Raw genomic sequence first — 20,870 nt, forward strand, 5'->3', positions numbered from 1 at the left:
CCTGTGTCCTGTGGCTTAAGGAGTAAAGAACAATGCAAGCCAATCTCAAATTCGCACGGCCGCTGGCCGTTGCGCTCGGGCTCTTCGCCCTCGGTGGTACTGCCTATGCCGCAGACGTCGTCCAGGAAGAGCCCCCGGCACCCGCACCGGTCGCCGAACTGCCTGTCGCATCCTGGGCCGGCCCCTATGTCGGTCTTAACGTTGGCTACGGCTTCAGCGGCCGTACCAAGGAGAAGGATTTCGACGTTTCGACCGACACCAAGGGTTTCGTCGGCAGCGTCTTCGGCGGCTATCAGTGGCAGCAGGAGAACTTCGTGTACGGCGGTGAAGCCGAACTCGGCTACAACGGCGTCAAGGGTGACGACAACGGCATCAACTCAAAGGGCGGCTTCGAAGGATCGCTGCGTGCCCGTCTTGGCTACGCCGTGACCCCGGAAATCCTGCTCTATGGCACCGGCGGTCTCGCCGGCAGAAGCCTGAAGGTGGAAGACTCGGTCATTCCTGCCAGCGACACCGCCACCATGATCGGCTGGACCGCCGGCGTCGGCACCGACATCAAGCTGACCGACAACGTCTTCGGCCGTGTCGAGTACCGCTACACCGACTTCGGCAGCAAGAGCTTCGATGGTATCGGCAAGGTCAAGGCCACCGACAACCGCGTCACCTTCGGCCTCGGTATGAAGTTCTAAGTCGTTCAAGCCACGACACGAAAAAGCCGGGCCTCGCGCCCGGCTTTTTTATTGTCGGCCGCTCAGGCCGGAACCGCCGACTTCAGCTCCGGAAATTTTTCGTCGAAACGTGCTGCCCAGCGAGTCAGCCGGCCACGGCCTTTTTCCCACTTGCCGGCGAAACGCAGCGCGAGATAGCCGAGGCAAGCGCGCAACGCCATCTGACCGGCCGTGATCTTCTTCGGTAGTTTCGGCGGGTTGGCATTGAGCAGATCGAGCGCGGCGGCGATCTTCGCCCACTGCCGGTCGAGCCAGGGCTGATAGACCATCTCTTCGGGCCGGGTGCGGCGTTCATAGACCATCGACAGCGCGCAATCGCAGATGCCGTCGGCCAGTGCCTCCAGCACTTCCGCCTCCAGCCGCTTGTCGGGATTGCGCGGAAACAACGCGTTCTTCGAAATCCGGTTGAGGTGCTGGGTGATGGCGCGGCTGTCGTGAATGGAACGGCCATCGTCGAGCACCAGCACCGGGATCTTGCCAAGCGGATTGGCGCCGATCAGTTCGGCCGGCTTGTCCTCGGTCTTGACCGGCACCAGATCGATCGCGATCCCGGCATAGGCCGCGGCCATCCTTACCTTGGAACTGTAAGGAGAGGCGGACGCGTAGAGCAGCTTCGGCATGATCGGTTTCCTGTTTGCAGGCGTCCAGTGTTGACTGGACAGGCGCTTGCGATCAACCGCCAGAGCGCGAGAAAACAGCGGCCAGAAACCGGTGGCGGTTTCCGCTCCAGACATCCCGGACAAGCCTACGGACTGGTACGCTGGAAACACGAGCGACGACGGCAGGTTGACGGGATTCAACCTGCATTCGCATCTCACGAACCCGAGGCATCGCACCCAGGCCTTCGCCGACCGCGGCAAGGAGACGATCCAAGGAGCGAGCGAGGCAGCCAACCGGCGCCTCGCTTTGCTTGCCCCTCGATCCCATCCCGATGTTCAGCCCTCAAGGCTGAACCCGCTGCCGGACAGCTTCGATCCAGAGCGTCAGAGCGTCCTTGCGGACCCCGAAGGGATACGCGACGCCCCAACGATCCATCTACTTCTTGGCCGGAGCCTTCGCCTTCGCAGGCGCTGCCTTGGCCTTCGGCGCGGCGGCTTTCTTTACCGCGGGCTTGGTCGCGGCCGCTGCTGCTTTCATGGCCGGCTTTGCCGCTGCCTTCGCGGCAGGCTTTGCCGCTGCCTTCGCGGCAGGCTTTGCCGCAGCCTTGGCGGGCGCTGCTTTCTTGGCCACGGGCTTCGCTGCTGCCTTGGCCGCCGGCTTCTTCGCCGGTGCTGCCTTCGCTGCGGGCTTTGCCGCTGCCTTGGCGGGCGCCGCCTTCTTCACTGCCGGCTTTGCCGCAGCCTTGGCCGCCACCGGCTTCTTGGCCGGTGCTGCCTTTGCCGCGGGCTTGGCCGCCGCCTTCGCAGGCGCTGCTTTCTTCACTGCTGTTGCGGCCTTCGCCGCGACTGCTTTTGCGGGTGCTTTCTTTGCCGATGCCTTGGATGCCGGCGCTTTAGATGACTGCTTAGCCATGTCATGCCCCTTCACGTTATGCCGTTGGCCGTGAATGACCCCGGCGCGCAATGCATATCTGACTCGCGGCTCGCTAGCCAGCGAAGCAATGGTATGATTTTCTCAGCTTAAATTTTGGTTGAGATCGACACACGATCGCACTCATCATCGCAAAAATCCGCTGCTGATCTTCTTATATCGCCAGCAATTTCACACCGGCATTCTCGATGCGAAGCCGCCATGAAGCCGCGAAGATTAGCGAGCGGCTTCACGCATGATCTTCGTCCGGGAATATCACGACCTGCCACCTCATCGAAGCAATCATCTTCTACGAGTGAGCGATCCATGCGGATCACGAGCGCGACGCGACGACCAATCTGAAGATCACCTTGTCAAGCGCAGTTCCATCGCCAGCGGCTGATTGACAGACAACTCTGCAAGGCAGAGTATTCTGCGTAAATTCAGGAGCTGGCGATTTGATTTCGGTCACACAAAGGCAACAGACAGGACCGTTGCCCGCAATCGCCGCGCTATGTTGCGACGGTCCAGGGCCTTGCCGCAGTAGAGCCTATCGGTGAGCGCCGACGACATCATCCATCAGAGCATACGGCTCAGGATCATGGCCATCCTGAACACGTTGGAAAAGCGCGAGGCGCTGGAGTTTACCCAGTTGAAGGCCATGATCGAAACGACCGACGGAAATCTCGGAGCGCACATCGATACGCTGGCCAGAGCGGGCTATGTCGATGTCGAAAAGCTTTTCGTCGGGCGACGGCCGCAGACCCGGGTCAAGGCAACGACAATTGGGCGGCGGGCCTTTCGCGGCCACATTGCTTTTCTTCGCAAGATCATCGATCAGGCCGAAGTGACGCAACGCAGGAAATAGGCGCTGCGACCGAGCGACTTCTAACACTTTGCGTTGACGCAATTCCCTAGGGAAAGCGCCATGCGCTTTTCCCGGGAAACCGTTTCACACTTTTCCTGGAATTGCTTTTAGCGCGTGGTGATCACGGCAACGCCGGCGCCGATCATGACGCCGCCTGCCGCGCGGTTGACCCGGCGCACTATGCTGGGCGTGCGCAGCAGACTGCGGGCACGGCCGGCGAGGAGAACATGCCCGCCGATCACCACAATCTCGACAGCCAGGATCACCGCGACCAGAATGCCAAGATGCGCTGGTGTGAGCGAAGCCCCGACCACGTTGGGCAACAGCGCCACGTAGAACAGCGGCATTTTCGGATTGCCGAGATTGAGCGCGACACCCGTGGCGAAGATCGTCAGCAGCCCGCGCCGCCGTGAGACGGGCTGCAGTTCCGGCACGACGGGCACGGCCGTCCACAGCTTGATGCCCATCCAGATCAGATAGGCCGCTCCGCCGTAGCGAAGCACCGTCATGACGATTGCCATCTTGGCGGCAATGATCGACAGGCCGAGGGCTGCGAGCACCAGGAAGATAATGCCGACCACCGTGCCGGCGCCATAGGCGATGCCCGACGCGGCGCCGCTGGAGATCGTGCGGGCGACGATGGTCATGTTGTCGGGGCCAGGGCTGGCGGCGAACACGAAGAAGGCTGCCGCGAAGGCAAGGATGGTGGCAAGGTCCATGAAGGTTTCCCGAAAGTGACGTGTTGCTCTCGGGTGTCCAGGTTAGCCGATTTGCCTGCCGTCGATAGCCCGAAAGTTCAGATTGTCGTCACGATTGATAACCGAGGCAGATGGCGCCGAGCGCCACGATGGCGCAGGCGCCGACCCGGCGGGGCGTCAGCGTCTCGCCAAGGAACAGCCGCCCGATGAAGGCCGCGAAGACGACGCTGGTCTCGCGGATCGCGGTGATCGGGCCGGCCGGCCCGAGCGCGAAGGCCGCCACCACGACGCCATAGGCGACAAGCGCGAACAGGCCGCCGCCCAGTGCCTTCCAGGTTTCAGGCGCCCGCGGGTCGACAGCAAGCCGGCCGCGGCAAGCAACGAAGGTCGCCGGCAGCAATGCACCATAGGCCAGCAGCACCCAGGCCGTGTAGGCGCCGACATTGCCCGCCGCACGAACGCCGATCGCATCCACCGTCGCATAGGCGGCGATGATTGCTCCGGTTGCCAGCGCGTAGAGGATCGATGTTGTGGCGGCTCTTCCGCGCCCGAGCGACAGGCCCATGATGCCGCCGCCGACCAGGGCAACGCCGACGGTCTCCAGAAGGGTGAGTTGCTGGCCGGCGAGCAGGAAGCCACCAAGGGTGACGAGCAGAGGCACGCTGCCGCGAACAATCGGATAGACCTGTCCCAATTCGCCATATCTGTAGGCGGCCACCAGGAACACGCTGTAGCCGACCTGCAGGCAGGCCGAGAGGGCGACATAGAGCCAGGCCGACGTGGCTGGAAAACCGTTGAAGATGGCCAGCGGAACGGCCAGCGCCGTGCTGGAGAAGCTCATGACGGTGACGGTCCACAACCTGTCGGCGCCGGTTCGCAGGAAAGCGTTCCAGCTTGCGTGCAGGATCGCCGCGAAGAGCGCGAGCCCGATGACCAGCGGGCTCATTGCGGTCTGCGCGAGGCGGCGACGACGTCCAGGGCCGTCTTGCGGGCTTCACGCAATGCGGTATCCGCCTGCCCCATCTGCGCCATCAGGGTGGCACCTTCGATCAGCATCGACAGCGTCGTCGCCACGTTCTCGGCCCGGCCGCGCGGCATCACCTCCGACAGGATCGATCGCATGCGCTGCCGAAGGCCATTCTTCTGCCTGGCGACAGCCTCGAACACCGGATGCCCGGGATCGCCGAACTCGGCCAGCGCATGCGCGAACAGACAGCCGTGGAAATCCGGGCTGCGGAACCAGCGCCCATGCCAGTCGAAAATCTCTGCGATTTTCTGCTCTGGCGTGATGCTCTTTTGGGCAAGCTGGTCGAGCTGATCGTCAAAACGCCTGGCGCGATGGTCGAGCACCGCGACGATCAGCTCGTCCTTGCTTGGGAAATGCCGGTACATCGTCATCTTGGCCACATCGGCCTCGGCGATGATCCGGTCGATGCCGGTGGCATGGAAGCCGGCGCGGTTGAACAGCGCATAGGCGGTTTCGATGACATGCTGGCGTTTGTCGGAGGGCGTTGACGGTGCCATGGTGCTTGCCTGATGATGAGACAGGTCTGTCTCATATCTATGCAATGGATCGCGCCTTCTGTCAACACGACAAAACGCCTACGGTCGATCGAGCCGCAGGCGCCAAAGCAATCGCGAAGGGAGGCTGCGTCTAGCGCAGGACGCGGCAGCGGCCGTTATAGACCATCCAGCGGTCGAATCCCGAGACACAGAATTCGACATTGTCGCCGATCGAGGCAAAGCCCTGGCCTTCCTCGATCAGGTACCAGATGGTCCGGTCGCGCCCGTCGGAGAGACTGACGGTGGCGCCGCAATAGCGGCGGCCGATCGGCCAGGTGTCATTGGCCGGCAGATAGCGATGCTGGTGGATGCGCCGGAAATCGGTGATCTGCACATCCGGCAGGTGCGGCACGTGATGCACCTGGTAGGAGAAGCGGCTGGTGATCTTGCTCAGCACCCAGGGCTGGCCGCAGATGCCGCCATCGTCGTCGGAATAGACGGCAAGGTCGGCCGCCTGCGCCGCCTGGGTGATACCGAGAGGCGCGGCAAACGGGGTGCAGAGCGAAATCAGAGCGGCAAGTGCGGATTTGGCGAAGCGAGTCATGGCAGCCTCTCAAGGTCGATTGCGCGCACTGTGCGGATTCGCTCGGCGGCGGTCAAGCGGTTGCCGAAACAATGGTTTCCAGAACAAGACTAGACGGTTGCCGCAAGCAGCAATCCGCCAATCACGGCGAAATTGACCAGAAAGGCGGATCGCGACGTCTGCCGTTCCAGGCCCTCACAGGCCCAGAACCGCAGCAGGAACATGTTCGCCGCCAGCGTAAACACGACCAGCGCGCCGGCGGCGAAAGGCACCGCGATGCCCATGGCAAGCAAGAAGCCGGCGACGATCTCCAACGCCGAACCCGCGGCGAGCAGGAAGGCAGGGGCCGGAAATTGCCGGGCGGCCAGATACTCGGCCATTGCCCTGAACTTCACGAAATGTTCGACGCCGGCCCATACGAACACGCCGCCGATCAGAAGCGCGCCCAGCGCCTGAACCGTTTGAGCGAACATGCCAACCTCCTGCCAGATGCCTGCCGGGGTTCAGTCCTCGGGAAGAAAGGCAGGGTTGAAGACGACTTCCCAGAGATGGTCATCCGGATCCTGGAAATAGCCGGCATAGCCACCCCAGAATGTGTCCTGGGCGGGCTTGACGGGGCGCGCGCCGGCGCTGATGGCCTGCGCCATCACGGCATCGACCTCGGCCTTGCTCGTGACATTGTGACCGATGGTGAATTCGGTCGGGCTGCGGCCGGTTTGGGCGACGCCGGCGTCATGGGCGATGTTGGAGCGCTCGAAGATCGCGAACTTCAAGCCGTTCTGCAAATCGAAGAAGGCGACGGCGCCGTGCTCGAACTCCTTGCCGATGATGCCTTCGGTCGGAAACCCCAGTCCGTTTCGGTAGAATTCGAGCGACGCCTCCAGATTATCGACACCAAGCGTGATGACACTGATGCGAGCTTTCATTTTGGTTTCTCCTTTCTATATTCTGGACTTGCACGGTATCGGTGACCTTGGTGCCGAAGTGGTTGCGAATGGCACCGAAAGGCTGGTTTGCCATGGCGGGAGCTTCCCGCATTGAAGATTTCGGCCAAAATGGCTGAGACCGTGGACCAGAATGACGAGCCGACGAGAAGACCCCGGGCCGAGCAGACTGACGAAGGCTGAAGGGATGGAAGCGGTACTGGCGCAGACCACCGGCTCTTTCCAGGAACGCCCCGCAGACAGGCGGCTGGGTGCCGCTTTCGCGTCCGTCTGGGTCCATCGCATGCGGGACCGTGACGCTCCACCGGTCGTGATAACGCCGGATGCGACGATCGACCTGCAGTGGATCGACGGCAGATTCCGGATCGCGGGACCCGACCGGGAGCCGCAGATCGAGATACTGCCGTCAGAGGCGACGATTGTCGGCTTCAGATTCCGGCCGGGGGCGGCCGCCGGTTGGCTGGGCGTGCCGGCCAACCAGATCGTCGGAGAACGCCTCGACCTCATTGACCTCTGGGGGGCGCGGGCGCGCCATCTGGCAGGCGGTGTCCGCGCCATGCCCGATCTCGCCGGCATGGTGGGACAATTGGAGAAGGCGATCGGCGCATACACGCAAGACCACCGTGCGCCCGATGCGGCCATGGGTTTTGCCTTTGACGTTGTCGACCAGGGACTGCCGGCCGACAGGCCGCTGGTGCCGTTCCTGCTGCGCACCTTGCATATGAGCGAGCGGACGCTGCGTCGCCGTTTCGAGGAAAGTTTCGGCTATGGCCCCAAGACGCTCGACCGCATCCTGCGCTTTCATCGCTACCGGCGCCTGAGGCAAATGTCCGGCGATGCTTCAACCGCGGTGCTGGCGGTCGAAGCCGGCTACTCGGATCAGGCTCATCTGATACGCGAGAGCCGGCGATTGTCCGGCGTCACGCCATCGACGCACGCGGACGCCTCCTCGAAAACATAGCAGCGCCGCCCGACGAGGTCGAAAGCCAAGGCAGCCTACTCTCCAGCCAGCCATTCCAGCGACCAGTGCGCCGGCTTTTCCACGGCAAGCAATTTGTGCAGGGCCGGCAGCACGGTTCGCAATTCGCCTTCCAGCGTAAAGGGCGGGTTGACCACCACCATGCCGCTGCCATCGAGGCTGGGTTCCAAAGAGGCCGGCCTAATCTCGAATTCCATGTCGAGGATTTTCGGGATGCCGGATTGCTTCAGTGCCTTCCTGAAGGCAATCACCGCCTTGCGGTCCTTGATCGGATACCACAGCGCATAGATGCCGCCAGGCCAGCGCCTGTGTGCCCTTATGAGCCCATCCACGAGGCGGCCGAACTCGCCCTCCTCCTCGAAGGGCGGATCGATGAGCACAAGGCCGCGCTTCTCCTTCGGCGGCAAATGCGCTCCGAGCGCCAGCCAGCCATCGAGTTCCATCACCCGCACCTGGAAGTCGCCGGCGAATTCCGCCTTCAGCCTAGCGGCGTCCTTCGGGTGCAGTTCGATCGCCGACAACCGGTCCTGCTTGCGCAGGAGATGGCGTGCGAGCAGCGGCGAGCCCGGATATTTCTTCACGCTGTCCCCGGGATTGAGCGACCGCACCGCGTCCAGATAGGGCGCCAGCAGCGCGGCCGCCCTGGTATCGAACGAGGCATCCATCAGCCTGCCGATGCCGCCCAGCCACTCGCCGGTCTTCTGTGCCTCGACCGAGGATAGATCGTAGCGGCCAATGCCGGCATGGGTGTCGACGACGCGAAATGCCTTGTCCTTCTGCTTGAGATATTCAAGCAAAAGCGTAAGCACGACGTGCTTGACGACATCGGCGAAATTTCCGGCGTGGTAGGCGTGGCGGTAGTTCATGATCTGTTGCCGTTACGCATGTCGTTACCCCAAAACCGCTGCACACTTTTGGGCGACATCCGTCAACCCCTGCCCCAACGCGGCGGCGGTGGTTGCGAGTTCGGATTGCCCGGCCGGCCGCCGCCGGAACGCAGGGACAACAGGAAGCCGATCAAGCCGGCCGCCATCAGGGCGAAGCCGACCGGCCGCGCACGCCGGTCGGTTTCGCCGACACCGGAGCGCAGGATGAGATCGACGGCCCGCATCGGTATGTCCTCGGCGTCGCCCGGACCGACGGTGAAAAGGTATGAACCGGAATTGACGCTTGCGATGACGCCTGCGTCGTCGCGAAAGATCTTGTCGGGCAGCTGCGGGCTGGCCTGGCGCGGATTGTCGACATGGTTGAACTGCAACGTCGAGGCAAGCACCGTGCGGCCATTGGTGCCGGCGGTCAGCGTCAACACCGTGCGCTGCTGCGAAACGATGCGTTCGGCCCGCGCGGTGAGGTCGACCAGGACGCGGACCGGCGCGTCGCGGTTTGACAGCGACACGCTCAACGGCTTGAAGCGGCCTTGCTCATAGACCCGCCAGGTGCCGATCTCGCGGCCGGAAAAATTGGTCATCGCCCAGGGATAGATGAAGCCGACGCCGGTGCCGGCGAGCAGGATCAGGACAAACAGAAAGCGCATTCAGACACTCACCTCGTATTCACACCTTGCCGGACAACTGGCCAGCGCCGGCACCGTCGCGCAGGCGTTCCATCTCGTCCAGCAGCATGTCGAGGCCAAGCTCGAATGTCTTGTCGAATTCGGCGGTACCGAAAAAGCGGCCGGCGGCCATGACGTCGGGAAAATCCCGGGCCAGTTGCTCGTCGCTGACCGTGTTCACCGCCGACGGACCTTTGGCATAGCCGGCATTCTCATCCAGCACGGCACCCATCAGATAGTAGCCGACGGCGCGAAACAGCCGCGCGCTGAGTTCGGTGTCGAAGCCGCCATCCCTGAACAGACCAAGAATGCCGTTCAGCCAGGCAAGGCAGACCGGCGAGTTCATCCGGTAGGTAACTAAGAAGGTAGCATAGGCGGGATGGTCGCGGCCGATACGGCGAAAATCCTCGATGGCGATGCGCATTCTTTGCCGCCACGGAAGGTCGGCATCCGGCATTTCAAGAGCACCGACCAGCCGGTCGACCAGCGCTTCGTGCAAATGCGCCACCGAAGGAAAATGGTGGTAGATGCTCATCGCCTCGCAGCCGAGTACCGCCGCCAGCTTGCGCATCGAAAAGCCGGCGAGTCCCTCCTTCTCGATCACCTCGAAGGCCGCGTCCTCGATCATTTCGCGCGACAGGCGCCCGCGCACTCGCTTTTTTTTGATTGACGTGTCCATCGCGCCGCTTGACAGCTTACACTGTAAGGTTCATTTTCCGCATCACCTTACATCGTAAGGCTAACAAAAACCAGAGGAGAATGTCATGTCCAACTATCGCATTCCTTCATCCGTGCTTTCATCGATACACCACGGCTGCCTGCTCGCTGTCGCCGGCTGTGCGCTGGCCCTGGTCGCGGCACCTGCCTATGCCGACGACTATGATGCTACCCTCAAGGATATCCAGTCGACCATGGGCGGCGTACCGAGTTTCGTGAAGCAGTTTCCGAAGGCCGGTCTGCCCGGCGCCTGGGCCGAGGTCAAGGCCATCGAGCTCAGCGACAAGACGGCACTGCCGCCAAAGGTCAAATCGCTGATCTCGCTTGCGGTGGCGGCGCAGATCCCATGCAACTATTGCATCTGGTCGGATACGCAGGACGCCAAGCGCGCCGGCGCTACCGACGAGGAGATCCAGGAAGCCGTGGCAATGGCCGCGCTGACCCGCCATTGGAGCACCATCTTCAACGGCATGCAGGTCGATTTCGACACATTCAAGAAGGAAATGGGCGGGCAGTAGGCTATTTCGACCTGGAAGCGGTCGACCGCTTCCAGGTCGATCCATCCCCAATCGACAAAGGATCAAGCGACCGTTTTGCAGTGCCCCCAGACCGGTTGTGCCGATGTGCCGCTATGCGCATACGATGTTACGGCATCGAATGGACGCTGGCGCCTTTCCCGAAAAAATAACCGTTGGTCCGCGCCATGCGAATGAGGGGCCAATCAAGGCACGAGAGCAGCGTCAGGTCGCAGAAGGCGCGCCGCATCGATACGGGTTTATGCGGCGCGCTTGGGCCTTTGTTCCCTGCAGCATCAAGCCTTGCGCTCCCAGCGGCGGTCCGAAGTCTGCTGCCAGTAGGTCACGGCATGGCCCGCGTCCTTCATCGTCTTCCAATGCCCCCTCGCCGCCTCGACCTGGGCGGTGTCATGGCCATCGAACAGGAACACGGCGCGCTCATACCCGCCAAGGTCGGGCGGCACGGCGCCGTCGACCAGGAACCTTATCTTGGCCTCGTTGGGATTGCCGTCGCCGGTGGTCAACAGAATAGGCTGCTCGTCGGGATAAGCCTCGCGATCGGTCGCGTGCGCCAGGAAAGAATCATCGCGGAAGGTCCACAGATGCTGGTCGAGCGCGTCGCGCCGTTCCTCGGTACCGGTCTGTACCACGGCGCGCCAGCCACGATCGACGCTGCGCTCGAGCAGGCCTGGCAGCGCCTCCTCCAGGGTCGATTCGGTCAGATGGTAGAACAGCACGTCGGCCATGGATCCGGGTCAGCTCTCATAGTGATCGCGCACCAGCCGGTCGAGCAGCCGCACGCCGAAGCCCGAGCCCCAGGACTGGTTGATCTCGTTCGACGGCGAGCCCATGGCGGTGCCGGCAATGTCGAGATGCGCCCAGGGCGTGTCCTTGACGAAACGCTGCAGGAATTGCGCCGCGATGATGGCGCCGCCATAGCGGCCGCCAATGTTCTTCATGTCGGCGTTCTTGGAATCGATCAGCTTGTCGTATTCGGCGCCGAGCGGCATGCGCCACAGCCGCTCCTGCGTCGCCTGCCCTGCCGCCGCAAGCCTCTGCGCCAATTCGTCATTGTTGGAGAACAGGCCGGCATAGTGCAAGCCGAGCGCGACCATGATGGCGCCGGTCAGCGTCGCCAGATTGACCATGAATTCCGGCTGGAAGCGGTCGTTGCAGTACCACAGCGCGTCGGCCAGCACGAGACGCCCCTCGGCGTCTGTGTTGAGCACCTCGATGGTCTGGCCCGACATCGAGGTGACGATGTCGCCGGGACGCTGGGCATGGCCATCGACGGCGTTTTCGACCAGGCCGATAATGCCGACGACATTGGCCTTTGCCTTGCGCGCGGCCAGCGCATGCATGAGGCCGGTCACGGCGGCAGCGCCACCCATATCGCCCTTCATGTCCTCCATGCCCGAAGCCGGCTTCATCGAATTGCCGCCGGTGTCGAAAGTGACGCCCTTGCCGACGAAGGCGATCGGACTGTCCTTGGGTTTGCCGCCGTTCCACTGCATGACGGCCATGCGCGCGCCGCGGGGCGAGCCTTGCGCGACACCGAGCAGCGAGCCCATGCCGAGCTTCTTCATCTCCTTCTCGGTCAGGATCTCGACCTTGACGCCGAGCGTCTCCAGTTCCTTGGCGCGGGCCGCGAACTCGACCGGTCCCAGTATATTTGCCGGTTCGTTGACAAGGTCGCGCGCCAGAAGCACGCCGTCGATCACCGCCCCGGCATCGGCGAAGGCCTTCTTGGCGCCTGCCGGGTCGGCGGTGTGGATGGTTATCTTGACCGGCTTCTTCGGATCGGCCTTCGCGTCATCCTTGTCCTTACTGGTCTTGTATTTGTCGAAGGAATAGCTGCGCAGGAGGATGCCCGCCGCAAGGTTGGCGGCGTCCTTGCCATCAATCGAAGCGCCGACCAGGTCGAGCACCACGGCAACGTCGGTTGCCTTGCGCATCGACGCCGCAACGATGCCACCAAGTTTCAGCCAGGCATATTCATCGAGCCCCGCCGCCTTGCCCGCGCCGATCGCGACCAACCTGTCGAGCGACGCTCCTTCCGGCGCCAGTATCTCGACGACGCCGGCGAACTTGCCGGTGAATTCGGCCACCGGGAAGGCCCGTTCCAGTGTCTTGCCGGGATCGTAAGCCCTGGCCGCATCGCTCAGGCCGCCGTCATCCGCCGACAGCACGAAGACCGTGCCCTTCCTGTTCGCCGCCGTCTGCGGCGCGGCGAATTTCGCAAAGGCGATTGATGGTCTCGGGTTCATCATGTCCTGCTTTCGGGGATGGCGCGCGAAGCGTTTGAAGCGATCCGCGACATTTGGTCGTTTTCCGGCATTTGGCAAGACTTTGCCAAAATGGCTACCCATATGACAGTTGGAATCGATGGCGATTCGTCGCGGCACGGCCCCGCTTCATGCCGCAACCTGTTGTTAACCATCGATGTTCGTCCTTTCTTATCCATTCCCTCCGACACTCCGATCCATTGCGGCAGCGACGTGGGACGGGAACCGGATCGCCTGCCTGATCGAGCCCATCGGAGCCAGTTGTGCGGGCGTCGCCGTGCAGCTACCCTTAGCGTGGTGGCATGATGCCGTTCGAGAAAATCGAGTAAAGCCTTCATGAAGGTCGTTGAACGCTACATCATGCGCCGCACTTTCGTGGTCTTTCTGGCAGCGCTGGTCTGGACGCTGGCCATCGTGTGGACCACGCAGGTGCTGGCCAAGATCGACCTGGTTACCGACAGCGGCCAGTCGTCGCTGACCTTCTTCGAGGTCGCCGCGCTCATTCTTCCCTCGATCGTTCCGATCGTCGTGCCTTTCGCGCTGGTGGTGGCGGTCGCACAGACACTCAGTGTCATGAATTCGGATTCCGAACTCGCCGTCGTCAACGCCGCCGGCGCATCGCGCTGGACGATCGTGCGGCCAATCATGCTTCTGGCCCTCGCGGCGAGCGTATTTTCCTTTGCGGTCGACAACGGCATAGACCCTTACGCACGGCAGAAGAACCGCGCTTTGGTGGCGCAATCGCGCGCCGATCTGTTGTCGCTGATCATCCAGGAGGGCACATTCCGCAAGATCGAGGACGGGCTGTTCCTGCAGATCGGCGAGCGGCTTCCGGACAATCGGCTGGGCGGTATCTTCGTCGCCGATTCGCGCGAGGAAGGCGTCAATCTCGTCTATTATGCCAAGTCCGGCAGCGTCGTCGAACGGGGCGGCGAAAAGGTGCTGATGATGAATGACGGCGTCATCCACCGCAAAACGCTGACCGGCGACCTCAGTGTCATCCGATTCACCTCCTACGCTTTCGACATGTCGGCCTTCATGGCGGCGGCCTCCGAAGTGACGCTGATGCCGAAGGACCAGACCACCCAGTATCTGCTCAATCCAAGTCCCAACGACAAGAATTTCCAGCAGACCCCTCAGCAATACCGGGCCGAGATCGACCAACGATTTTCGGAATGGCTGTATTCCATGGTGTTCGCGCTGATCGCGCTGGCGGTCGCCGGGGACGCGCGCTCGCATCGCGAGGCACGCGTCAATCCTTTGATCACGGCCATCACCATATCCCTCTTCGTGCGCTGGCTGGGTTTCTTTGCCGCGAGCAAAGCCGATGAAGTGCCGGAATATGCCTACATGGTCTATGGCGTGCCCATAGTGGCTTCCGCGGTGGCGACCTGGTTCATCGTCTCCAACCGGACCATGGAACTGCCGGTGGCCTGGGCGGACTGGATGACAAATCTGGCCAGCCGCGTCGGCGACGGCTGGAACGCCCTCAAACTGCGCTGGTCCAGGCGCGGCACCTCAGGTCAGGGGATCGGCTGATGGGCTGGACGCTGGGTCGTTATTTCTTCTTCCGCTACGTGACGATCACGATCTGGTTCTTCCTGGGCCTGCTGGCGCTGGTGTTCCTGATCGATTTCACCGAGCTGTCCGGCCGCACCACCGGCCTGCCCGGCTTCACCTATGGAACGGCGGTGGCCATTTCAGGCCTTCGCATGCCGATGATCATGCTGCAGACCGTGCCGTTTGTCGGCCTGTTCTCGGCGATGGCGACACTGGTTTCGCTCAACCGCCGCTACGAACTGGTCATCGCGCGGTCCGCCGGTGTTTCCGCTTGGCAATTCCTTTTGCCATGCTGCATCGGCGCGTTGCTGTTCGGTCTTGTGTCGGTCGGGCTCATCAACCCGCTTGCCGCGCACGCCTTCTCCTTGTCCGAACAGATCGAAACCCAGTTGCGCTCCGGCAAATCAAATACGGTTTCGGCCGACGCCGCCCCCTGGATTCGTCAGAAGACCAGCACCGGCGACACCATCATCGGCGCACGGGCCATCCTCGACCAAGGCATGGAGATGGCCGACGCCGTCTTTTTCGTCCTCGACCAGCAAGGCAACATCGTCGAGCGCAAGGACGCCGCGCGCGCTTACCTGCGGGACGGATATTGGGAACTGCAGGATGTGAAGACCTTCAGGAACGGCATCATCCAGCCCGCTGCAAGCGATCGTGTGCCGACCAATCTGAAGCCTGAATTCGTGCAGGAGCGGCTGGCGCGCCCGGAGACCATCCCGTTCTACGATCTGCCCGGAAAAATCGAGGTTGCCCGTTCCTTCGGCCTCAAGGCAAATGCGTTTGCCATGCAGTTTGATTCGCTGGTGGCGTTGCCGTTCCTCCTCGTCGCCATGACGCTGATTGCGGCAACAGTTTCAATGCGATTTGCGAGGATGGGACAATCGGCAACGATGATTCTGGGTGGCGTCGTTGCCGGGTTTCTGCTTTATGTCGTTTCGGTGCTGGTGAAGGCATTCGGCGTGGCGGGGTTCGTGCCGACTGCCATAGCCGCCTCGGTGCCAGTCGTGGTAGCTATGTTCTTCGGGGTGACTTTCCTGCTATACAAGGAAGACGGCTAGTGAGGGAGGCGTTCTTGCCCAGCAGCAGGCAGGCCCATTTGGCGCGCCTTTATGCGGCGAGCGCCTTGGCGTGCCTGCTTGCTTGCGCCGTGCCGTTGCCTGCGTTCGCGCAGGAAGTCGGCAAGATGGCGACAAATGTTCCGTCCGGCTCGCAGATGCTGCTGGCGGCCGACACGCTGGTCTACAACAACGACAACCAGACGGTGACCGCCGTCGGCGCTGTGCAGATCGACTATGGCGGCAACCGCCTCGTCGCCCAGAAGGTCATATACGACCGCAACACCAAGCGAATGGTTGCCACCGGCAATGTTGAAATCGTCAACAGCGACGGCACCAAGATCAATTCGCAGCATATCGATATCACCGACGATTTCGCCGACGGTTTCGTCAACGCGCTGCGCGTCGAAACCATCGACAAGGCCTATTTCGCCGCTGAAAGCGCCGAGCGCATGGGCGGCGTGCTGACCACCTTCCACAATGGCGTCTACACCGCCTGCGAACCATGCGAAGACAAGCCTGACAAGGCTCCGACCTGGCGCGTGAAAGCCAGGAAGATCATCTGGAATGGCGAGAAGAAGACGGTTCGCTTCGAGAATGCGAATTTCGAATTCTTCGGCTTTCCTCTCGCCTACCTACCGGCTTTCGAGATCGCCGACCCGACGGTGAAGCGCAAGAGCGGCTTCCTGATCCCGGGCATCAGCTACAACAGCCATCTGGGATACAGTGTCAAGGTTCCCTACTATTTCGCGCTTTCGCCGACATATGACCTGACGGTGTCGGGAAGCGGCTATACCAAGCAGGGTTTCCTCGGCGAGGCCGAGTGGCGCCAGCGTTTCAACAATGGCCAGTACAGTTTGAAGATCGCCGGAATTCAGCAGCGCGATCCGGACGCCTTCATCGACCGCGCCGGGCGCAACGTCGATTCGGGCACGGCGGGCGATCCCAACAAACTCCGTGGCATGATGGGCACGCAGGGGCAGTTCGCCATCAACGAACGCTGGAATTTCGGCTGGGACGTGCTGCTGCAGACCGACAAGAATTTCTCCAACACCTACAACATCAACAAATACAACGCCGCCGTCCACCAGTCGTCGGTTTATTTGACTGGTCTCAACGGCCGTAACTATTTTGACGTGCGCGCCATGCACTTCGATGTGCAGGAAGACACGCCGAACGACAATGCAGCCGCGCGAAGCGGCCAGCAGCCCTGGGTGCTGCCGTCGCTCGACTACGCGTATATTCCTGACATGTCGGTCGCCGGCGGCCAACTGTCGCTCAATGTCAATACGCGAGTCATCCGCCGCGATGATCTCGACGAGACTTTCAACGTTCCTTACAACGCCGGCACGCCCGTGCAGCGCGTGCGCGGCATCGAAGGCGAATCCGGCCGCCTCACCACCGAGGCCGAATGGAAGCGGACTTTCGTGACCGACGACGGGCTGGTGCTGACACCGCTGCTGGCGCTGCAGGGCGACGTCGACTATCTCAATGCGTCATCGGGTTCGCTCGCCGCGGTCAACCATATGGCGGACAATCCGCTGATAAATGCCAACGACGATATGCGTTCGTCGTTCGCCCGCTACATGGCAACCGCCGGGCTCGAGATGCGTTGGCCACTGCTGTTTTCCATGGCCAGCGGCTCCAGCCACGTCGTCGAGCCGATGGCGCAGCTGTTCCTGCGTCCGAACGAACAATATGTCGGCGGCCTCGCCATTCCGAATGAAGACGCCCAGAGCATGGTGTTCGACGCGACCACCCTGTTCGAACGCGACAAATTCTCCGGTTATGACCGCATCGAAGGCGGCTCGCGCGCCAATGTCGGCTTCCGCTACTCCGGCTCCTATATCAACGGCTGGGGCACCAATGCCATTTTCGGCCAGTCCTACCAGATCGGCGGCGAGAACTCCTTCGCCGCGCCGGATCTGGTCAATGTCGGCGCCTATTCGGGCCTTGAGGACACCAAGTCCGACTATGTCGGCCTGTTTGGCATCAGCAGCCCGAACGGGTTCGCGGCTTCCGTCAGCGGCCGCTTCGACGAACAGACTTTCGAGGTTCGCCGCGCCGAGGTAAAGGCAGCCTATTCAGGCCTGCCGGTGTCGCTCAGCGCCAAGTACGCTTTCATCCAGGCCCAGCCGCTCTACGGTTTCACGACCGATCGGCATGAGGTGACGCTCGGTGCGTCCACGCATCTTGCCGAAAACTGGCGCGTGTTCGGGACAGGGACCTATGATCTGCAGCAAAGCCTGCTGGTCAAGGATGGGGTCGGCTTCGCCTACAACGATTCCTGCTTCACCTATCTGATGACGTACTCGCAGTCGCGCGACCTGAACACCAGGGAAGTGACGCAGAGTATCGGCTTCAACCTGTCGTTCCGCACGCTCGGCGACTTCGGCTCGTCGACCACCGCGATCGACTCCATCCAGTAGCCGGCGAGACATCGTTTCGCCGCATAGGGCTGGCACGGATTCGCGCACCCGGAAGAGGACGAAATGGGCGGAACCGGGATAGAATTGGGATGCTAATGATGAGGAAATACCTCTTTTCAGCAGGGTTCGCGCTGCTTGTGGCGGCGACATCCGTGTCGATGACGATCATGACGCCGCCGGCTTTCGCCAGCGAGATCAAATACGTCGTCAACGACGTACCAGTCACGTCAGGCGATATCGCGCACCGCGCCGCCTTCCTGAAGCTGCAGCGCAAGAAAGGCGATGCCGCCCAGGAAATGATCGACCAGACGCTGCGCCTTGCCGAAGCCAGGCGGCTTGGCATACGCATCAGCGACGCTCAGGTCGAGGCGGCCTATCAGCGCTTTGCCACCAACAACAAGATGCAGCTCGGCCAGCTTGATGGCGTGATGGAAAAATCCGGCGTCGGCAAGGATCATTTCAAGGAATTCATCCGCGCCCAGATGGCCTGGAACCAGGCTTTGAGCGCGCGTTACCGTTCCGGTGAAGGCGGCAGCGTGACCGAGCAGGATGCGGTCAGGCGCATGCTCGACAAGGGCGGTGCCAAACCGAGCGCCACCGAGTACATGCTGCAGCAGGTCATCTTCGTCGTCCCGGCATCCGAACGCAGCGCGACGCTGGCCAAGCGCAAGCGCGAGGCCGATGCCATGCGCGCCCGCTTCAACGGCTGCAACACGACGCGCGAATTCGCCAAGGGCCTGATCGACGTCACCGTTCGCGATCTGGGCCGGGTGCTGGCGCCGCAATTGCCGCCGGACTGGGCCGAGCAGATCAAGGCGACCAAGGTCGGTGGAGCAACCACCACGCGCGAGACCGAGCGCGGCGTCGAGTTCATCGGCATCTGCTCGTCGCGCGAAGTATCCGACGACAAGACGGCCCAGATGGTGTTCCAGAGCGAAGGCTCCAACGACAAGGCCGCCGACGATCTCAGCAAGAAATATGTCGACGAGCTGAAGGCGAAAGCCCGCATCGTCAAGCGCTGACGTGAAGAGCGCGATGACCGCGCTGGCGCTGAGCGTCGGCGATCCGTCCGGCATCGGCCCCGAAATCGCCATCGCCGCCTTCCTGGCGCGCGAGGCGGTCGGCCTGCCCGCCTTTTATCTTTTGGCCGATCCGGCGCTGATCGCCTCACGGGCAAGCCGGCTGGGCGTGTCGTTGCCGATCGTCGAGACGACACCGGCACAGGCGGCGCAGGCCTTCGCGCGCACCTTACCGATCGTTCCACTGGCAGCCCGGTTCATCGATAGCCCCGGCCGGCCGGATCCGGCCAACGCGGCCGGAACCGTCGAGGCGATCGATCGCGCGGTCGCCGCCTGCCTTGCCGGTGACGCCGCCGCCGTGGTCACCTGCCCGATCGCCAAGAAGCCGCTCTACGATGCCGGTTTCCGCTTTCCCGGCCACACCGAATATCTGGCGCATCTGGCGACACGGCACAGTGGCGTCGAGGCATCGCCGGTCATGATGCTGGCCGGCCCGAACCTGCGCACGGTTCCCGTCACCATCCACATCGCCCTGGCGGAGGTGCCGAAGACCCTGACCACCGAACTGATCGTCGCGACCGCGCGCATCACCGCGGCCGACCTCGCCGGCCGCTTCGGCATCGCCAGGCCGAGGCTGGCCATTGCCGGCCTCAATCCGCATGCCGGCGAAGGCGGTTCGATGGGTCTGGAGGACGAACATATCGTGCGGCCGGCAGTCGACATCCTGCGCGCCGAGGGCATCGATGCTTTCGGCCCCCTGGCGGCCGACACGCTGTTCCATGCGCGGGCGCGGGCAGGCTACGATGCAGCGCTTTGCATGTATCACGACCAGGCGTTGATCCCGGCCAAGACGCTGGCCTTCGACGATGCCGTCAACGTCACGCTCGGCCTGCCCTTCATCCGCACGTCGCCGGACCATGGCACCGCCTTTGATATCGCCGGCAGGGGCACTGCACGACCGGACAGCCTGATCGCCGCATTGAAGCTCGCCAGAACGCTCGCCGACACCGACAAAAAGGCCGCGGCCGCATGAGCGATTCCGTTTGGGGTCCGAACGCATGAGCATCGACGGGCTGCCGCCGCTGCGCGATGTCATCGAGCGCCATGGGCTGCAGGCGAAAAAGGCGCTTGGCCAGAACTTCCTGCTCGACCTCAATTTGACCGGCAAGATCGCACGCAGCGCGGGCGACCTGACAAACACCGCGGTGATCGAGGTTGGGCCGGGACCTGGCGGCCTGACAAGAGCGCTGCTTTCCAACGGCGCCCGCCGGGTTGTCGCCATCGAGCGCGACGAGCGCTGCTTGGCGGCATTGGCCGAAGTCTCCGCTCACTATCCCGGCCGGCTGGAGGTGGTTTCCGGCGATGCGCTGAAAACCGACTTCGCCGCCCTCGCCTCCGCGGCCGCCGGAGCCAGCGGTCAGGTGCGGATCGTCGCCAATCTGCCCTACAACATCGGCACGGAACTGCTCGTCCGGTGGCTGACGGTCGTGGACTGGCCGCCCTTCTACGCCTCGATGACGCTGATGTTCCAGCGTGAGGTTGCCCAGCGCATCGTCGCCGAGCCCGGCAGCGACGCCTATGGCCGGCTTGGGGTGCTGGCCGGCTGGCGCACGAAGGCCAGGATCGCCTTCGACGTGCCTCCCCAGGCCTTCACGCCGCCGCCCAAGGTCACCTCTTCGGTGGTGCATCTGGAGCCGCGCGCGACGCCCCTGCCGGCTGACGTCAGGAAACTCGGCCGTATCACCGAAGCCGCCTTCGGCCAACGCCGCAAGATGCTGCGGCAGAGTGTGAAGAGCCTCGGCGGCGGGGCCTTGCTGGAGCGTGCGGGCATCGATCCGACCCGCCGCGCCGAAACGCTCAGTGTCGAGGAATTTGTGCGGCTGACCAATGCGGCCTAGCGCAGGCAGCTCTGGAATCGCGACG

Annotated in this window: 23 protein-coding genes; 11 read left to right on the forward strand and 12 right to left on the reverse strand. The window is 62.8% G+C overall.

The annotated features are described in order from the left end of the window. The first annotated feature begins 32 nt into the window (after positions 1 to 32). Positions 33 to 689 carry an outer membrane protein gene (locus FJV80_RS26730; RefSeq protein ID WP_095770654.1) on the forward strand — a complete coding sequence of 219 codons (657 nt, stop codon included), beginning with the start codon at positions 33 to 35 and terminating at the stop codon, positions 687 to 689. Positions 690 to 751: 62 nt separating this feature from the next. On the opposite strand, the gene FJV80_RS26735 is transcribed toward FJV80_RS26730, so the two are convergent. Continuing rightward, positions 752 to 1,348, reverse strand: coding sequence for a glutathione S-transferase (locus FJV80_RS26735; protein ID WP_095770926.1), 597 nt, complete (start codon positions 1,346 to 1,348; stop codon positions 752 to 754). Between the two features lie 455 nt (positions 1,349 to 1,803). Here FJV80_RS26735 and FJV80_RS34700 point away from each other — a divergent pair, with 455 nt between their 5' ends. Together FJV80_RS34700 and FJV80_RS26745 are read left to right on the forward strand one after the other, a co-directional pair. Beyond that, positions 1,804 to 2,274 carry a hypothetical protein gene (locus FJV80_RS34700; protein ID WP_185975272.1) on the forward strand — a complete coding sequence of 157 codons (471 nt, stop codon included), beginning with the start codon at positions 1,804 to 1,806 and terminating at the stop codon, positions 2,272 to 2,274. A gap of 519 nt (positions 2,275 to 2,793) precedes the next feature. After that, positions 2,794 to 3,105 carry a transcriptional regulator gene (locus FJV80_RS26745; protein WP_095770656.1) on the forward strand — a complete coding sequence of 104 codons (312 nt, stop codon included), beginning with the start codon at positions 2,794 to 2,796 and terminating at the stop codon, positions 3,103 to 3,105. Positions 3,106 to 3,212: 107 nt separating this feature from the next. Here FJV80_RS26745 and FJV80_RS26750 read toward each other — a convergent pair whose 3' ends face one another. The 6 genes from FJV80_RS26750 to FJV80_RS26775 all read right to left on the reverse strand — a co-directional run bounded on the left by FJV80_RS26750 (position 3,213) and on the right by FJV80_RS26775 (position 6,815). Next, the gene (locus tag FJV80_RS26750; protein WP_142877864.1) at positions 3,213 to 3,824 is read right to left on the reverse strand and encodes a LysE family translocator; all 612 of its coding nucleotides are present in this window, start codon (positions 3,822 to 3,824) and stop codon (positions 3,213 to 3,215) included. 88 nt (positions 3,825 to 3,912) lie between these two features. After that, the gene (locus tag FJV80_RS26755) at positions 3,913 to 4,749 is read right to left on the reverse strand and encodes a DMT family transporter (RefSeq protein ID WP_142877865.1); all 837 of its coding nucleotides are present in this window, start codon (positions 4,747 to 4,749) and stop codon (positions 3,913 to 3,915) included. Next, positions 4,746 to 5,327 (reverse strand): TetR/AcrR family transcriptional regulator, encoded by a 582-nt coding sequence (locus FJV80_RS26760; RefSeq protein WP_142877866.1) that lies wholly within the window; start codon positions 5,325 to 5,327, stop codon positions 4,746 to 4,748. Before FJV80_RS26760 ends, FJV80_RS26755 begins: the two co-directional genes overlap by 4 nt. 130 nt (positions 5,328 to 5,457) lie before the next feature. Beyond that, positions 5,458 to 5,910 carry a hypothetical protein gene (locus FJV80_RS26765; protein WP_095791809.1) on the reverse strand — a complete coding sequence of 151 codons (453 nt, stop codon included), beginning with the start codon at positions 5,908 to 5,910 and terminating at the stop codon, positions 5,458 to 5,460. Positions 5,911 to 5,999: 89 nt separating this feature from the next. Then, positions 6,000 to 6,362, reverse strand: a complete 363-nt coding sequence (locus tag FJV80_RS26770) for a DoxX family protein (RefSeq protein WP_095791810.1) — start codon at positions 6,360 to 6,362, stop codon at positions 6,000 to 6,002. A gap of 30 nt (positions 6,363 to 6,392) precedes the next feature. Next, a complete protein-coding gene (locus FJV80_RS26775; RefSeq protein WP_142877867.1) occupies positions 6,393 to 6,815 on the reverse strand; it encodes a VOC family protein in 423 nt (140 codons plus the stop codon). 205 nt (positions 6,816 to 7,020) lie between these two features. On the opposite strand from FJV80_RS26775, the gene FJV80_RS26780 reads away from it, so the two are divergent. Further along, entirely contained in the window at positions 7,021 to 7,794 is a 774-nt protein-coding gene (locus FJV80_RS26780) for an AraC family transcriptional regulator (protein WP_142877868.1), read from the forward strand. A gap of 35 nt (positions 7,795 to 7,829) precedes the next feature. On the opposite strand, the gene FJV80_RS26785 is transcribed toward FJV80_RS26780, so the two are convergent. From FJV80_RS26785 to FJV80_RS26795, 3 genes are all read right to left on the reverse strand, one after another. Beyond that, complete coding sequence (locus FJV80_RS26785) at positions 7,830 to 8,678, reverse strand: 23S rRNA (adenine(2030)-N(6))-methyltransferase RlmJ (RefSeq protein ID WP_142877869.1); 849 nt, start codon at positions 8,676 to 8,678, stop codon at positions 7,830 to 7,832. A 62-nt stretch (positions 8,679 to 8,740) separates the two neighbouring features. Continuing rightward, positions 8,741 to 9,346: a hypothetical protein gene (locus FJV80_RS26790; protein WP_142877870.1), complete on the reverse strand. Its 606-nt coding sequence runs from the start codon at positions 9,344 to 9,346 to the stop codon at positions 8,741 to 8,743. Positions 9,347 to 9,365: 19 nt separating this feature from the next. Continuing rightward, positions 9,366 to 10,016: a TetR/AcrR family transcriptional regulator gene (locus tag FJV80_RS26795; protein ID WP_246689061.1), complete on the reverse strand. Its 651-nt coding sequence runs from the start codon at positions 10,014 to 10,016 to the stop codon at positions 9,366 to 9,368. A 112-nt stretch (positions 10,017 to 10,128) separates the two neighbouring features. Here FJV80_RS26795 and FJV80_RS26800 point away from each other — a divergent pair, with 112 nt between their 5' ends. Beyond that, a complete protein-coding gene (locus FJV80_RS26800; protein WP_095770666.1) occupies positions 10,129 to 10,599 on the forward strand; it encodes a carboxymuconolactone decarboxylase family protein in 471 nt (156 codons plus the stop codon). 293 nt (positions 10,600 to 10,892) lie between these two features. On the opposite strand, the gene FJV80_RS26805 is transcribed toward FJV80_RS26800, so the two are convergent. Both FJV80_RS26805 and FJV80_RS26810 read right to left on the reverse strand, forming a co-directional pair. Then, positions 10,893 to 11,342, reverse strand: a complete 450-nt coding sequence (locus FJV80_RS26805; protein WP_095770667.1) for a DNA polymerase III subunit chi — start codon at positions 11,340 to 11,342, stop codon at positions 10,893 to 10,895. Positions 11,343 to 11,351: 9 nt separating this feature from the next. Continuing rightward, positions 11,352 to 12,863, reverse strand: a complete 1,512-nt coding sequence (locus FJV80_RS26810; protein ID WP_142877872.1) for a leucyl aminopeptidase — start codon at positions 12,861 to 12,863, stop codon at positions 11,352 to 11,354. Between the two features lie 354 nt (positions 12,864 to 13,217). On the opposite strand from FJV80_RS26810, the gene lptF reads away from it, so the two are divergent. The 6 genes from lptF (at position 13,218) to rsmA (ending at position 20,845) form a co-directional block, all read left to right on the forward strand. Continuing rightward, on the forward strand, positions 13,218 to 14,420 hold the full coding sequence (gene lptF / locus FJV80_RS26815) for an LPS export ABC transporter permease LptF (protein WP_142877873.1): 1,203 nt from the start codon (positions 13,218 to 13,220) through the stop codon (positions 14,418 to 14,420). Continuing rightward, positions 14,417 to 15,502, forward strand: a complete 1,086-nt coding sequence (gene lptG, locus FJV80_RS26820; RefSeq protein WP_179295932.1) for an LPS export ABC transporter permease LptG — start codon at positions 14,417 to 14,419, stop codon at positions 15,500 to 15,502. Before lptF ends, lptG begins: the two co-directional genes overlap by 4 nt. Beyond that, positions 15,502 to 17,928, forward strand: coding sequence for an LPS-assembly protein LptD (locus FJV80_RS26825; protein ID WP_185975273.1), 2,427 nt, complete (start codon positions 15,502 to 15,504; stop codon positions 17,926 to 17,928). The genes lptG and FJV80_RS26825 overlap by 1 nt, the downstream gene beginning before the upstream one ends. An 89-nt stretch (positions 17,929 to 18,017) precedes the next feature. Then, the gene (locus tag FJV80_RS26830) at positions 18,018 to 18,950 is read left to right on the forward strand and encodes a peptidylprolyl isomerase (protein ID WP_179296325.1); all 933 of its coding nucleotides are present in this window, start codon (positions 18,018 to 18,020) and stop codon (positions 18,948 to 18,950) included. A 13-nt stretch (positions 18,951 to 18,963) separates the two neighbouring features. Then, positions 18,964 to 19,980 carry a 4-hydroxythreonine-4-phosphate dehydrogenase PdxA gene (pdxA, locus tag FJV80_RS26835; RefSeq protein WP_185975274.1) on the forward strand — a complete coding sequence of 339 codons (1,017 nt, stop codon included), beginning with the start codon at positions 18,964 to 18,966 and terminating at the stop codon, positions 19,978 to 19,980. A 25-nt stretch (positions 19,981 to 20,005) separates the two neighbouring features. Beyond that, positions 20,006 to 20,845, forward strand: coding sequence for a 16S rRNA (adenine(1518)-N(6)/adenine(1519)-N(6))-dimethyltransferase RsmA (gene rsmA, locus FJV80_RS26840; RefSeq protein WP_142877876.1), 840 nt, complete (start codon positions 20,006 to 20,008; stop codon positions 20,843 to 20,845). The last annotated feature ends 25 nt before the right edge of the window (positions 20,846 to 20,870 follow it).

Origin of the sequence: Mesorhizobium sp. WSM4310, from assembly GCF_007003935.1 — a bacterium.
Classification (GTDB): Bacteria; Pseudomonadota; Alphaproteobacteria; order Rhizobiales; family Rhizobiaceae; genus Mesorhizobium.

Coding starts and splice junctions, on each gene's coding strand:
- FJV80_RS26730 (WP_095770654.1), top strand. CDS start 33: ATGCAAGCCAATCTCAAATTCGCACGGCCGCTGGCCGTTGCGCTCGGG.
- FJV80_RS26735 (WP_095770926.1), bottom strand. CDS start 1,348: ATGCCGAAGCTGCTCTACGCGTCCGCCTCTCCTTACAGTTCCAAGGTA.
- FJV80_RS26750 (WP_142877864.1), bottom strand. CDS start 3,824: ATGGACCTTGCCACCATCCTTGCCTTCGCGGCAGCCTTCTTCGTGTTC.
- FJV80_RS26755 (WP_142877865.1), bottom strand. CDS start 4,749: ATGAGCCCGCTGGTCATCGGGCTCGCGCTCTTCGCGGCGATCCTGCAC.
- FJV80_RS26760 (WP_142877866.1), bottom strand. CDS start 5,327: ATGGCACCGTCAACGCCCTCCGACAAACGCCAGCATGTCATCGAAACC.
- FJV80_RS26765 (WP_095791809.1), bottom strand. CDS start 5,910: ATGACTCGCTTCGCCAAATCCGCACTTGCCGCTCTGATTTCGCTCTGC.
- FJV80_RS26770 (WP_095791810.1), bottom strand. CDS start 6,362: ATGTTCGCTCAAACGGTTCAGGCGCTGGGCGCGCTTCTGATCGGCGGC.
- FJV80_RS26775 (WP_142877867.1), bottom strand. CDS start 6,815: ATGAAAGCTCGCATCAGTGTCATCACGCTTGGTGTCGATAATCTGGAG.
- FJV80_RS26780 (WP_142877868.1), top strand. CDS start 7,021: ATGGAAGCGGTACTGGCGCAGACCACCGGCTCTTTCCAGGAACGCCCC.
- FJV80_RS26785 (WP_142877869.1), bottom strand. CDS start 8,678: ATGAACTACCGCCACGCCTACCACGCCGGAAATTTCGCCGATGTCGTC.
- FJV80_RS26790 (WP_142877870.1), bottom strand. CDS start 9,346: ATGCGCTTTCTGTTTGTCCTGATCCTGCTCGCCGGCACCGGCGTCGGC.
- FJV80_RS26800 (WP_095770666.1), top strand. CDS start 10,129: ATGTCCAACTATCGCATTCCTTCATCCGTGCTTTCATCGATACACCAC.
- FJV80_RS26805 (WP_095770667.1), bottom strand. CDS start 11,342: ATGGCCGACGTGCTGTTCTACCATCTGACCGAATCGACCCTGGAGGAG.
- FJV80_RS26810 (WP_142877872.1), bottom strand. CDS start 12,863: ATGAACCCGAGACCATCAATCGCCTTTGCGAAATTCGCCGCGCCGCAG.
- lptF (WP_142877873.1), top strand. CDS start 13,218: ATGAAGGTCGTTGAACGCTACATCATGCGCCGCACTTTCGTGGTCTTT.
- FJV80_RS26830 (WP_179296325.1), top strand. CDS start 18,018: ATGCTAATGATGAGGAAATACCTCTTTTCAGCAGGGTTCGCGCTGCTT.
- pdxA (WP_185975274.1), top strand. CDS start 18,964: ATGACCGCGCTGGCGCTGAGCGTCGGCGATCCGTCCGGCATCGGCCCC.
- rsmA (WP_142877876.1), top strand. CDS start 20,006: ATGAGCATCGACGGGCTGCCGCCGCTGCGCGATGTCATCGAGCGCCAT.